This is a genomic window from Mesorhizobium sp. P2_D1 (assembly GCF_056404455.1).
In genome coordinates this window covers 32,132-44,347 of record NZ_JBFUDZ010000013.1, presented here as the reverse complement: position 1 = coordinate 44,347, position 12,216 = coordinate 32,132, and the positions used below count along the sequence as shown (strand labels likewise).

Below are 12,216 nucleotides of genomic sequence, written 5' to 3'. Positions count from 1 at the left end.
TGGGCCTCCCGGCAACTGCCAAGTCTATTCCGCCGCAACGCCCATGCGCATGCGTTCCATCTCGATCAGTGCGCGGCGGTATTCGACCGGCATGATCTTGCGGAATTTCGGCCGGAAGGTCGTCCAGTCGTCGAGGATTTCGCGGCCGCGCACCGAACCGGTGTAGTGCACATGGTTCGAGATCAGCTGGTAGAGCCGCTCCTCGTCATGGCTGGTCATGTCGCCGGAGACGTCGACACGACCCTTGTGGTCGAGATCGCCGCCATGGTGCAGCAGCCTTTCCATCAGGTCGTCTTCTTCCGGAACCGGTTCCAGCTCGACCATCGCCATGTTGCAGCGCTCGGCGAAATCGCCCGCCTCGTCCAGCACATAGGCGACGCCGCCCGACATGCCGGCAGCGAAGTTGCGGCCGGTCTTGCCGATGACGACGACTATGCCGCCGGTCATGTACTCGCAGCCATGGTCGCCGACGCCTTCGACGACGGCGGCCACGCCCGAATTGCGCACGGCGAAACGCTCGCCGGCGACGCCGGCGAAATAGGCCTCGCCTTCGGTCGCGCCATAGAGCACCGTGTTGCCGACGATGATGGACTCCGCCGCGACGATCTTGGCCTCTTCCGGAGGCCGGATGACGATACGGCCGCCCGACAGGCCCTTGCCGACATAGTCGTTGCCGGCGCCGACGAGATCGAACGAGATGCCGCGCGCCAGGAAGGCGCCGAAGGACTGTCCGGCAGTGCCGGTCAGCTTCACCGAGATCGTATCCTCGCGCAGGCCCTTATGCTTGAAGCGCTTGGCCACTTCGCCCGACAGCATGGCGCCGGTCGAGCGGTCGACATTGCGGATGTCGACCTCGATCTTGACCGGCTGCTTGCTTTCGAGCGCGGGCTTCGCCAGTTCGATCAGCTTGCGGTCGAGCACATCGTCGATCGGGTGCTTCTGCCGCTCGGTCCAGTGCACCGCTTCATGCGGCGCGTCCGGCTTGAAGAACATCTTCGAGAAATCGAGCCCGCGCGCTTTCCAGTGCACGATCAGGTCGCGCTTTTCCAGCAGGTCGGCGTCGCCGATGATCTGGTCGATATGGGTGTAGCCCATCTCGGCGAGCAGCGCCCTCACCTCTTCCGCCACGTAGAAGAAGAAGTTGATGACATGCTCGGGCGTGCCCTTGAAGCGCTTGCGCAGCACCGGATCCTGCGTCGCCACGCCGACCGGACAGGTGTTGAGATGGCACTTGCGCATCATGATGCAGCCGGCCGCGATCAGCGGCGCGGTCGAGAAGCCGAATTCGTCGGCACCGAGCAGCGCGCCGACGATGACGTCGCGGCCGGTGCGCAAGCCGCCATCGACCTGCAGCGCCACGCGTGAGCGCAAACCGTTCAGCACCAGCGTCTGGTGCGTCTCGGCAAGGCCCATTTCCCACGGGCTGCCGGCGTGCTTCAGCGACGTCAGCGGCGAGGCACCGGTGCCGCCATCATAGCCCGAGATGGTGATGTGGTCGGCGCGCGCCTTGGCGACGCCGGCCGCAACCGTGCCGACGCCGACTTCCGAGACCAGCTTGACCGACACGTCGGCCGCCGGGTTGACGTTCTTCAGATCGTAAATCAGCTGCGCCAGGTCTTCGATCGAATAGATGTCGTGATGCGGTGGCGGCGAGATCAGGCCGACGCCCGGCGTCGAGTGCCGGACCTTGGCGATGGTCGCGTCGACCTTGTGGCCGGGCAGCTGGCCGCCCTCGCCGGGCTTGGCGCCCTGCGCCACCTTGATCTGCATCATGTCGGAATTGACGAGATATTCGGCCGTCACGCCGAAACGGCCCGAGGCGATCTGCTTGATCGCCGAGCGTTCCGGGTTCTTGCCGCCGCCGGGCAGCGGCAGATAGCGGTCCGCCTCTTCGCCGCCCTCGCCGGTGTTGGACTTGCCGCCAATGGCGTTCATGGCGCGCGCCAGCGTGGTGTGCGCTTCGCGCGAGATCGAGCCGAAGGACATCGCCCCGGTCGAGAACCGCTTGACGATGTCGGCCGCCGACATGACGTCGTCGAGCGCGACCTTCTTGCGGCCGGTTTCTTCGGCCAGCTTGATCCTGAACAGGCCACGAATGGTCTGGGCCCGGGCCGTCTCGCTGTCGATCTGCGCGGAATAGTCCTTGAACGTCTCCCACGAGCCCTGGCGCACGGCGTGCTGCAGGGTAGCGACCGCGTCGGGCGACCACATATGCGCCTCGCCGCGCATGCGGAACATGTATTCGCCGCCGACTTCCAGGCTGTTGCGCAGCACCGGATCGTTGCCGAAGCCGTCATTGTGGCGGCTGAGCGTCTCGGTCGCGATCTCGTCCAGCCCGACGCCTTCGATCAGCGTCGCGGTGCCGGTGAAATACTGTTGGACGAAATCGGTCTTCAGCCCGATGGCGTCGAAAATCTGCGCGCCGCAATAGGACTGATAGGTGGAGATGCCCATCTTGGACATCACCTTCAGGATGCCCTTGCCGATCGACTTGATGTAGCGCGTGACGACTTCGTAGGCGTCGACCTCTTTCGGCAGTTCGCCGCGCTTGTGCATGTCGAGCAGCGTGTCGAAGGCGAGGTAAGGGTTGATCGCCTCGGCGCCATAGCCGGCAAGGCAGCAGAAATGATGCACTTCGCGCGGCTCGCCGGATTCGACGACGAGGCCGACCGAGGTGCGCAGCCCCTTGCGGATCAGGTGGTGATGCACCGCGGCCGTCGCCAGGAGCGCCGGGATGGCGATGCGGTCCGGCCCGACCTGGCGGTCGGACAGGATGATGATGTTGTAGCCGCCGGCGACAGCCGCCTCCGCCCGCTCGCACAGGCGGTCGATGGCGCCCTGCATGCCCGCGGCTCCTTCATTCGAGCCGTAGGTGATGTCGATCGTCTTGGTGTCGAAGCGGTCCTCGGTGTGCCCGATGGAGCGGATCTTCTCCAGATCGCCATTGGTCAGGATCGGCTGGCGCACCTCGAGCCGCTTGCGGCGCGAATTGCCGACCAAGTCGAAGATGTTCGGCCGCGGCCCGATGAAGGACACCAGGCTCATCACCAGTTCCTCGCGGATCGGGTCGATCGGCGGGTTTGTGACCTGGGCGAAGTTCTGCTTGAAATAGGTGTAGAGCAGCTTCGACTTGTCCGACATCGCCGAGATCGGCGTATCGGTGCCCATCGAACCAACGGCTTCCTGGCCTGTCGTCGCCATCGGCGACATCAACAGCTTGGTGTCTTCCTGGGAGTAGCCGAACGCCTGCTGGCGATCGAGCAGGCTGACATCCTTGCGCAGCGCGCGCGGCTCGACCGGCTTCAGGTCTTCGAGGATGAGCTGTGTGTTGGCGAGCCAGGTCTTGTAGGGGTGCTTGGTCGCGATCTCCGACTTGAGCTCCTCGTCCGAGACGATGCGCCCCTTCTCCAGGTCGATCAGCAGCATGCGGCCGGGCTGCAGCCGCCACTTCTTGACGATCTTCTCTTCCGGCACCGGCAGCACGCCGGCTTCCGAAGCCATGATGACGCGGTCATCGTCGGTGACGATGTAGCGCGCCGGGCGCAATCCGTTGCGGTCGAGCGTGGCGCCGATCTGGCGGCCATCGGTGAAGACAACCGCCGCCGGTCCGTCCCACGGCTCCATCAGCGCGGCATGGTATTCGTAGAAGGCCTTGCGATCGGCATCCATGAGCTTGTTGCCGGCCCAGGCTTCCGGGATCAGCATCATCATGGCATGGCTGAGGCTGTACCCACCCTGGAACAGGAATTCGAGCGCATTGTCGAAACAGGCGGTGTCGGACTGGCCTTCATAGGAAATCGGCCACAGCTTCGAGATGTTGTTGCCGAACAGTTCGGAATCGACCGACGCCTGTCGCGCCGCCATCCAGTTGTTGTTGCCACGCACGGTGTTGATCTCGCCATTGTGGGCGACCATGCGATAGGGATGCGCCAGCTTCCACGACGGGAAAGTGTTGGTCGAGAAGCGCTGGTGGACAAGAATCAGCGCGGTTTCGAAGCGCGGATCGGTCAGGTCCTTGTAATAGGCGCCGACCTGATAGGCGAGGAACATGCCCTTGTAGACGATGGTGCGTGCCGACAGCGACACACAGTAGGAGCCGATGTCCTTGTTGTCGTTCTCGGCGTAGATGCGGCCCGATATGACCTTGCGCAGCAGATAGAGCCTGGCCTCGTACTCCTCGTCATCGGGGATGTCTGATGTGCGGCCGATGAAGACCTGCCGATGGAACGGTTCGGACGCGACGATATCAGGCGCCTTCGACAGCGACGAATTGTCGACCGGCACGTCGCGGAAACCGATGAGCGGAAGCCCCTCGGACTGCGCCGATTCGGCGATGATGTCCTCGATATGGGCGCGAAGTGCCGCGTCCTGCGGCATGAACCAGTGTCCGACGCCGTACTGACCTACCAGCGGCAGTTCGATGCCCTGGGCTGCCATCTCCTCGCGGAAGAAACGGTCGGGAAGCTGCACCAGCACGCCGGCGCCATCGCCGACCAGCGGATCGGCGCCGACGGCGCCGCGATGCGTCAGGTTTTCGAGCACGGCAAGGCCGTCCTTGACGATCTGATGCGACTTCACGCCCTTCATGTTGACGATGAAGCCGACGCCGCAGGCATCATGCTCGTTGCGCGGGTCGTAGAGGCCTTGGGCGCCGATGTTGGTTCGGCTAGTATTGGTTCGGGACGCGGTTTTGACGGTTGCCGCTTTCGTCTGCGCGGCCTGGCCGTTCGTCGCAGAGTGCGTCATGTCCGTCATCTCTCGGTCCTCCATTCCCAGCCCTTCGGGCGCTGGTCTGCCCCGGCAAGCGCCTGGCTCACCCTGATCCTTGCGGCACGTCTTGCGAAATCCTTGCCGAACCAGACGGCTTTCCGCATGGTTCGTATTCGTACAGGCCAGCGTCTGGCTGTCCAACCTGTCGCCCGCAGCAACAGCCGGAGAGGCCCAAATGATACGCCAATCCAGCTCGTTTTGTGCGACAAAATAAGACAGCACTACTGTCCTAAATTTTTATGACAGAAATCCTGGACGCACACAAGACCGATTCACAAAAAACTTGGACCGCCAGCGACATAAAATTACGTGAAGTTGAGGAAAAACGTAAGCTTCGATCACAGCAGCTTTTCGGATCTGGCTGGCTTTACCGCTTTTCCGACACGTGGCCCTTGCGTGTGAAACCCCAAAGCAGCCAAGGTCGCGCCGTTTTCAACCGAAGCAGGATTCCTGATGTTTTTTGCATCCGACAACTGGGCGGGCGTCCATCCCGACATCTCGGCCAATTTATCCCGGCATGCCGCGGGCATCGCCACCGCTTATGGCGACGGCGAGCTCGACCGCGCCGTCTACCGGCGCTTCAGCGAGATTTTCGAACGGGATGTCGCGGTGTTCTTTGTCGCGACCGGCACGGCGGCCAACGCGCTGTCCATGGCGGCGTGCAATCGCATCGGCGGCGTCGCCTTCTGCCATTCCGAAGCGCACATGAATGTCGATGAATTCGGCGCCGCGGGCTTCTACACCGGTGGAGCGCGCATGTCGCCGGTTCCGGGGCCACTGGGGCGCATCAATCCGCAGGCCCTCGACCGGGCCATCACGCGCTACTCGCAAGACCTCGCCCCCGCCGGCCAGCCGATGGCGGTGACGATCACCCAGGCGACCGAGGTCGGCACTGTCTACACCGTCGACGATGTCAAGGCGATCGCCGAAGTCAGCCGCCGTCACGGCCTGCCTCTGCACATGGACGGAGCGCGGTTCGCCAACGCGATTGCGGCGACGGAAATCAGTCCCGCAGAAATGACCTGGAAGAGCGGCGTCGATATCATCTCCTTCGGAGGCACCAAGAACGGCTGCTGGATGGCCGATGCGGTGGTGGTCCTGAACCCCGACGTGGCACGCGACCTGCGCCTGCTTCGCCAGCGCGCCGGGCAGACCTTTTCCAAGGCGCGCTTCATCTCGGCTCAGTTCGAAGCCTATTTCACCGACGATCTCTGGCTGAGGATGGCGCACCACGCCAATGCCATGGCCGCGCGGCTGGCCGCGACGATCGAGGATGCACCGGCAGGCCGGCTGGCCTGGCTGCCGCAGGCCAATGAAGTGTTCGCGATCCTCGACCGCGCCAAAGCCGAAAAGCTGCAGGCGGCCGGGGCAAAATTCTACGAATGGGGTCTGCCGCAGGGCTTCGACAGCCACCTCGGCGACAATGAAGTGATCTACCGTTTCGTCGCCAGCTTCGCGACCACGACCGAAGAGATCGACCACCTTGGCCACCTGATCGCTTGAGCTTTTCCTATGACCATGTCACCGCTCGGCTCGACTATGCGGCTGATCCGCCCCGCTCCAAACGTGCTCGGCTTTTATGACGGCCGGATAGAGGGCGTTCGCGGCTGGTCGGATCAGCCCAATTGGCTCGATGACGGCGCCTATGCCCTTGGCATTTGCACCTATGCAATTGTCGATGGCTCGGAAGCGCTTGTCTATGACACGCATATTTCGCTTCAGCACGCCCGGATCATCCGGCAAACGCTAGAGGGTATGGGCGTCACCTCGATGCGGGTGGTCCTCAGTCATTGGCATGATGATCATGTCGCCGGCAACGAGGTGTTCCGGGATTGCGAAATCATCGCCAACAACCTCACAGCCTCTGCTCTCGCAGAGAACCGGACCAAACTGGAAAATGAGAACCCGCCGATCAGACCCCTTATCCTTCCGAATCGGACATTCGACGACAATCTCGACCTCATGGTCGGGTCGATAGCGGTCGACCTTCGGCACGTCGAAATCCACAGTCACGACGGTACCGTGTTGGTCATGCCCAGCGCCGGTCTGCTCTTTGCGGGCGATACGCTTGAAGATCCGATCACTTATGTCGGCGAACCGGAACGGCTGACTAAACATCTGGACGATCTCGAACGCATGGCCGGCTGGACCTTTGACCGCATCCTACCCAATCACGGTTCGTTGCAGATGATCCAATCCGGTGGGTACGGTCGCGAGTTCATTGCCGCTACCCGATCCTATGTCGAAAAGCTGCTTCGCTGCCGACACGAGCCCGATCTGGTGAGGCAAGATCTGAGAGCCTTCGCTGCCGAAGTGTTTGCCTCCGGTGCCGTCGGTTATTTCGCGCCATACGAGGCCGTTCACCGACAAAACGTTGAGGCCGTGGTGGCTTCGGGGACTGCCAGCTGAACATAAGAAAGGCGGCGCCCTTCGGCGCCGCCTTTGCCCTGGGAGGCTATCGGTTTAGTTGGCGGTCTTTAGTTGGCGGTCTTGGCCTCGATCTGCTTGGCCTTGGCCGGAGCCGAGGTGATCGCGATCTTGCGCGGCTTCAACTCCTCGGGAATGTTGCGCTTGAGGTCGACGAAGAGCAGGCCGTTCTTCAGCGCGGCGCCGACGACTTCAACATGGTCGGCAAGCTGGAAGCGGCGTTCGAAAGCCCTCGAGGCAATGCCGCGATAGAGCAGTTCGGAACCTTCGCCCGTGCCCTCGTCCTTGCGCTCACCTTTTACCGTCAGCACGTTGCGATGGGCTTCGATCGAGATTTCCTCGTCCGAGAAGCCGGCAACAGCCATCGAGATCCGGTAGGAATCCTCGCCGGTGCGCTCGATGTTGTAGGGCGGATAAGTCTGCGCGCCATCGGGCTGCGCAAGCGAATCGAGCATGGTGAAGAGACGGTCGAAGCCGACGGTCGAGCGATAAAGCGGGGAAAAGTCAACGTGACGCATGAGGTGTTCTCCTGTTGAGCAACATGGTTTGCGTATGGCCGGTGCGAAACCCTTGAGCGGCGTTTCGGCTGGACCAGCGGCCCCGATATTGGCGACCGCATCCGACATTTGGGGAGCGCTCGAAGGCATTTCAAGATTTCTCCTGCCAGCAAAAACCGTGCGGCTGTTCGTTGATGAACGGCAGATGAACCAAAGCTTCGGCGCGCGTTCAGACAGCCGGCGCTAGAGTGGGCCCAAGATCAAGGATTGGCGGCGCGCCGGACGATGAACCGTTCTTGAGACGCCGCAACGAGGCCGACCGGGGTGTAACGTCCCTTCCTCCCGGATCGACAGAGGCCGGAAGCACGCTTTCAAGCGGCTTCCGGCCTTCCCCATTGTGTGTCTCGCGTCACCGGGAATTCCTTTGCTTTTGGCGCATGGGCGTCTATCACCTTAGCGGAGCCAGCCAGCACGGGCGGGCACGAGCACGAAGCGCCGAATGACGGATCTTGTCCCAGACATCCCCCTTTTTCACGAAATCGAGGGCAATCCACGACCGGAAAACGCCAGCGGCGGCTTCTTCACCACCCGCGACCGCAAGAAGATCCGCTACGGCCTGTTCGGCGCAGTCACTCGCCCGTTGAAGGGCACCGTGGTCGTGCTCACCGGCCGCAACGAGTGCATCGAGAAATATTTCGAAACCATCCGCAATCTTGCCGACCGTGGCTTTGGCGTCGCCACCCTCGACTGGCGCGGCCAGGGTGATTCTTCCCGTCTGATCCGCGATCGCCAGCGCGGCTATGTCCGTAGCTTCCGCGACTACACCGCCGACCTTGAGCAGTTCTTCGAGGAGATCGTGCTGCCCGACTGCCGCGGGCCCTACTACATCCTCGCCCATTCAGCCGGTGCGGTGATCACGCTGCTTGCCACGCCGTCGATGGTGAACCGCGTGCGGCGCATGGTGCTGATCGCACCATTCCTGACCGTGCCCGACCTGCCGGTCTCGATATCGACGGTTCGGCGCGTCTGTTCGTTCTTCTGCGCGCTCGGCCTTGGCAGGCTCTATGCCGCCTGGGGTCCACGGCCGAAGATGCCGGCCCCTTTCGAGACCAACAAGCTGACGTCCGACCCGGTGCGCTACCGGCGCAACACGCGGATCTACGAAGAGTACCCGCAGCTGGCGCTCGGCGGCCCGACCATCCGCTGGCTGCAGGCCGCCGCCAAAGCATCCGAGGCTGTCAGTGACCCCGACTTCATGGCTCGCATTCAGGTCCCCATGCTGATAATCGCCGCCGGCGCCGACCAGGTCGTCTCGACCAAGGCGGTGGAAGCCTATGCCAGGCGTCTGCGGCTCGGTTCACTGCTGATGATCGACGGCTCCCGCCACGAAATCCTGCAGGAGGCCGACATGTACCGCGAGCAACTCCTCGCCGCCTTCGATGCCTTCATTCCCGGCAGCGACGATCCTACGGCCTGACAGACGCCGATCCCCGGCTCACGCCTGGCGGGCGAACTCCATGACCCAGTTGGTCTCCCAGCTCGTGCCGCCATCGAGCGAAAAGGCCTGTTCCCAGCGCGCCGAATTCTCCATCATCCGTGACCAGAGGAAACGAACCTGGATCGGCCGCCCGTCGAAGACGTCGTCACACAGGAACGTGCCGACACCGTCGGTGAACGCGCCGCGCACCGGCACGTCGATGGTCAGCGGGTTGCGGCCATCGATCCACCAGATCGACCATTGCCGTGTCGCCGGATCGAAGGTCCGCACCGTTGCGGCACGATAGGCGCCGTCCGGCAGCTCGATCACATTGTCGTCGACATTGCCAAGACCGCCGAGCAGCGGACGCACCTCGCATGTGCCGCCGAATTCGTCCCAGTTGGTATCGCTCGCAAGGCGCTTTTGCAGCCTTCGATGGCTGACATTCCAGCAGCCGAAGAAGAAGTCGAAATCGCTGCGGCCGTCCGCCGGAATGTCATTGGCGTGGCTGGCTGTTGATTGTGTCGGCATGTCTCGTCCTCCTCTGGAAAGGCCCCTTCCATAGTCGGTCCCTACTGACACCCTGTTGTCAGTAGGGATGGGCCGGCGCTGCCCGCGCACACAAAGTGCTAAAGAATCTGACAGCCCGCGCCGTCCCGCAGTGCTCATCTGTCCGTGTCGAACTGAACGCCATGGAGATGAGATCATGACCGAGAAAACCTGCGCCGCCTGCGATTGCCAGCTGGACGCCAACCCGATCCGCGTCAAGGTCGGCGGCAAGACCGTCGAAGTCTGCTGCGAGGAATGCGCGCAAGCGCTGAACGAAGCCGGCGCCTCGGCAGCCGGCACTAGGGAGGACTGAGCGATGCGCCCTGATCATACGGCGACGCAATGCCTGGCCGGCACGGCGCCGACGCAGGCACCGGCAATCCGCACCGTGACCATTCGCCAGACTTTGTACGCACAATTCATTGCGACGGCTGGCTGGATCAGTTGTCAGATGGAGAGGCGCCGAAGCCGCCGCGCTTTGCTCGAGATGACCGACGACCAACTCAAGGACATCGGTCTGTCGCGCGGCGAAGCTTACTCAGAATTCACGCGCCGGCTGTGGGATTGATGCATACCGCCGAAAAGTGGTCCCCGTTTTGGGGCGACGACATGCGTGAAACAAAAAAACTCAAAGCGCGTCGCGTGAATCCATTTTGACGCGACGCGCATTAAGAAGCGGCCTGCCTGGAAGTCTCCTGACAGGAATGGGCGGCCGATTGCGTAGAGTGCCGATGCAGGACCCATGGCCCGGCAGAGGAAAACAACGCAATGGCCATATCCCAATTCACGGTCCAGCTGCTTCTCGACACCGGCACTGTCAGAGTGCGCGACGTCGCCTGCAGCGGGCAATGCCGGCACAGGAGCGAGGAAGAGTGCACGTCGGCGACGCATCTGGTATTTCCCTATCGCGGCGTCTTCGTGCGCCATGTCGGCCGCAATGATGCGGTCGCCGAAGCCAATCAGCTGCTGTTCTTCAACGAGGCGGAAGCCTATCGGATCAGCCACCCCGTCGACGGTGGCGACGCCTGCCTCGATCTCGTCGTCGAGGAGGCTCAGCTGCTGGAGCTGGTGCCGAAGGAGCAATTGCGCAGCGGCGCGACCCCGGCGTTCCGTCGCCAACGCCGGCGCATCGACCCACGGGCGCAGGCTTTGGTGGCTTTGCTGCGCCACAGCTTGAGCCGCAACATAGCCGAAACGCTCGAGGCCGAAACCCTGGCGCTGACGCTGGTGCGGCGCTCTCTCGGCGAGCGGACCTCGCATGTCGCCGGCCCCAGCCCGGGCCGACAGAAACTGGTCGACCGTGCCAAGCTCGTTTTGTCCTCGGATCTGTCGCGACGCTGGACTCTGGCCGAAATTGCCGCCGAGGTCGGCGTCTCGCCGGTCTACCTGACGCAGATGTTCCAGCAGGTCGAGGCCATGCCGCTCTACCGTTATCATTTGCGCCTGCGGCTGGCGCGCGCGCTCGACCTGCTTGGCCGCTACGACAATCTGACGACGCTGGGCATGGACCTTGGCTTCTCCAGCCACAGCCATTTCAGCTCCGCGTTCAGGCTGGTTTACGGCCGCACCCCAGCGGAGTTCCAGCGCTCGATCAAGCCGCGCTGAAGCAGTTCAGGAAAAGTCAGCCTCGGAGCGCAGCCATCGCCGCCGCATGCAGCTCCGGCGTCGCCGCTGCCACGACATCGCCGCCCTTCTCCGCCGGCCCGCCATCGAATGTGGTGACCACGCCGCCGGCCTTTTCGATGATCGGGATCAGCGCCACGATGTCGTACGGCTTCAATCCGGGATCGGCGACGATATCGACGCTTCCCGATGCGATCATGGCGAAGGCATAGCAATCGGTGCCGTAGCGGGCGAGTTGCACCTGCTTTTCGAACTGGTCGTAGCGCTCGCGCGCCTCGCCCTTGAACAGTGCCGGCGTGGTGGTGAACAGAGTCGCGTCGGCGAGCTTCGTCGTCTTGCGGGTTGTCAGCTTGCGCGGGCCACCCGGCCCCTCATAGTGAGAGCCCGAGGCGTTGGCGTAGTAGAGCTCGCCGGTGAAAGGTTGCGACATCATGCCGGCAACAGCATCGCCGTCGACCGTCAGTCCGACCAGCGTCCCCCACACAGGCAGGCCGGAGATGAAGGCGCGCGTGCCGTCGATGGGGTCGATCACCCAGACATGTTTGCTCGAAATGTTTTCGCTGCCGTGCTCCTCGCCAAGGATGCCATGGTCGGGATACTCAGCCGATATCAGCGCCCGGATGGCGCGCTCGGCCTCGCGATCGGCTTCGGTGACCGGGTCGAAACTGCCCTTTTCCTTGTTGGCGACGGCGCCCTGGCTGCGGAAGCGCGGCAAGGTTTCCGCCGCGGCCGCCCGCGCGATGCGGCGCATGAAATCGATGCTGATATCCAACTGATTCTCCCGCATTGCAGCATGCCCGAGCCGTGCTCTGCCGCCAATTTCCTGCCTAAACGAGGCTGTTCGACGATTTTTCCGCGACGGCACCTGTTGCC

Annotated in this window: 10 protein-coding genes; 6 read left to right on the top strand and 4 right to left on the bottom strand. The window is 63.1% G+C overall.

Annotation, left to right across the window (positions count from 1 at the left end; translation table 11 throughout):
* Positions 1-24 precede the first annotated feature (24 nt).
* Positions 25-4,755, bottom strand: coding sequence for a glutamate synthase large subunit (gene gltB, locus AC1D0I_RS12215; protein WP_095084984.1), 4,731 nt, complete (start codon positions 4,753-4,755; stop codon positions 25-27).
* A gap of 468 nt (positions 4,756-5,223) precedes the next feature.
* Here gltB and AC1D0I_RS12210 point away from each other — a divergent pair, with 468 nt between their 5' ends.
* Entirely contained in the window at positions 5,224-6,273 is a 1,050-nt protein-coding gene (locus tag AC1D0I_RS12210) for a threonine aldolase family protein (RefSeq protein ID WP_477395323.1), read from the top strand.
* Between the two features lie 36 nt (positions 6,274-6,309).
* The gene (locus AC1D0I_RS12205; RefSeq protein ID WP_477395321.1) at positions 6,310-7,179 is read left to right on the top strand and encodes an MBL fold metallo-hydrolase; all 870 of its coding nucleotides are present in this window, start codon (positions 6,310-6,312) and stop codon (positions 7,177-7,179) included.
* 68 nt (positions 7,180-7,247) lie between these two features.
* On the opposite strand, the gene AC1D0I_RS12200 is transcribed toward AC1D0I_RS12205, so the two are convergent.
* On the bottom strand, positions 7,248-7,715 hold the full coding sequence (locus AC1D0I_RS12200; protein ID WP_023759726.1) for an Hsp20 family protein: 468 nt from the start codon (positions 7,713-7,715) through the stop codon (positions 7,248-7,250).
* 478 nt (positions 7,716-8,193) lie between these two features.
* Between AC1D0I_RS12200 and AC1D0I_RS12195 the strand changes: the two genes are divergently transcribed.
* The gene (locus AC1D0I_RS12195; protein WP_477395320.1) at positions 8,194-9,171 is read left to right on the top strand and encodes an alpha/beta fold hydrolase; all 978 of its coding nucleotides are present in this window, start codon (positions 8,194-8,196) and stop codon (positions 9,169-9,171) included.
* Positions 9,172-9,189: 18 nt separating this feature from the next.
* On the opposite strand, the gene AC1D0I_RS12190 is transcribed toward AC1D0I_RS12195, so the two are convergent.
* Positions 9,190-9,702, bottom strand: coding sequence for a DUF1579 domain-containing protein (locus tag AC1D0I_RS12190; protein WP_477227996.1), 513 nt, complete (start codon positions 9,700-9,702; stop codon positions 9,190-9,192).
* A 175-nt stretch (positions 9,703-9,877) separates the two neighbouring features.
* On the opposite strand from AC1D0I_RS12190, the gene AC1D0I_RS12185 reads away from it, so the two are divergent.
* The 3 genes from AC1D0I_RS12185 (at position 9,878) to AC1D0I_RS12175 (ending at position 11,325) form a co-directional block, all read left to right on the top strand.
* Positions 9,878-10,033: a hypothetical protein gene (locus AC1D0I_RS12185; protein WP_167392101.1), complete on the top strand. Its 156-nt coding sequence runs from the start codon at positions 9,878-9,880 to the stop codon at positions 10,031-10,033.
* A gap of 3 nt (positions 10,034-10,036) precedes the next feature.
* Positions 10,037-10,288 (top strand): DUF1127 domain-containing protein, encoded by a 252-nt coding sequence (locus AC1D0I_RS12180; RefSeq protein WP_477395319.1) that lies wholly within the window; start codon positions 10,037-10,039, stop codon positions 10,286-10,288.
* A 206-nt stretch (positions 10,289-10,494) separates the two neighbouring features.
* Positions 10,495-11,325 (top strand): helix-turn-helix transcriptional regulator, encoded by an 831-nt coding sequence (locus AC1D0I_RS12175; RefSeq protein WP_477395431.1) that lies wholly within the window; start codon positions 10,495-10,497, stop codon positions 11,323-11,325.
* A 16-nt stretch (positions 11,326-11,341) separates the two neighbouring features.
* Here the strand turns inward: AC1D0I_RS12175 and hisN are convergent, their stop codons facing one another.
* A complete protein-coding gene (gene hisN, locus AC1D0I_RS12170; protein ID WP_095084986.1) occupies positions 11,342-12,115 on the bottom strand; it encodes a histidinol-phosphatase in 774 nt (257 codons plus the stop codon).
* Positions 12,116-12,216 lie beyond the last annotated feature (101 nt).

Bases quoted from the DNA above. Each gene is read 5' to 3' on its own strand.
- gltB (WP_095084984.1), bottom strand. From the start codon at position 4,755: ATGACGGACATGACGCACTCTGCGACGAACGGCCAGGCCGCGCAGACG.
- AC1D0I_RS12210 (WP_477395323.1), top strand. From the start codon at position 5,224: ATGTTTTTTGCATCCGACAACTGGGCGGGCGTCCATCCCGACATCTCG.
- AC1D0I_RS12205 (WP_477395321.1), top strand. From the start codon at position 6,310: ATGCGGCTGATCCGCCCCGCTCCAAACGTGCTCGGCTTTTATGACGGC.
- AC1D0I_RS12200 (WP_023759726.1), bottom strand. From the start codon at position 7,715: ATGCGTCACGTTGACTTTTCCCCGCTTTATCGCTCGACCGTCGGCTTC.
- AC1D0I_RS12195 (WP_477395320.1), top strand. From the start codon at position 8,194: ATGACGGATCTTGTCCCAGACATCCCCCTTTTTCACGAAATCGAGGGC.
- AC1D0I_RS12190 (WP_477227996.1), bottom strand. From the start codon at position 9,702: ATGCCGACACAATCAACAGCCAGCCACGCCAATGACATTCCGGCGGAC.
- AC1D0I_RS12185 (WP_167392101.1), top strand. From the start codon at position 9,878: ATGACCGAGAAAACCTGCGCCGCCTGCGATTGCCAGCTGGACGCCAAC.
- AC1D0I_RS12180 (WP_477395319.1), top strand. From the start codon at position 10,037: ATGCGCCCTGATCATACGGCGACGCAATGCCTGGCCGGCACGGCGCCG.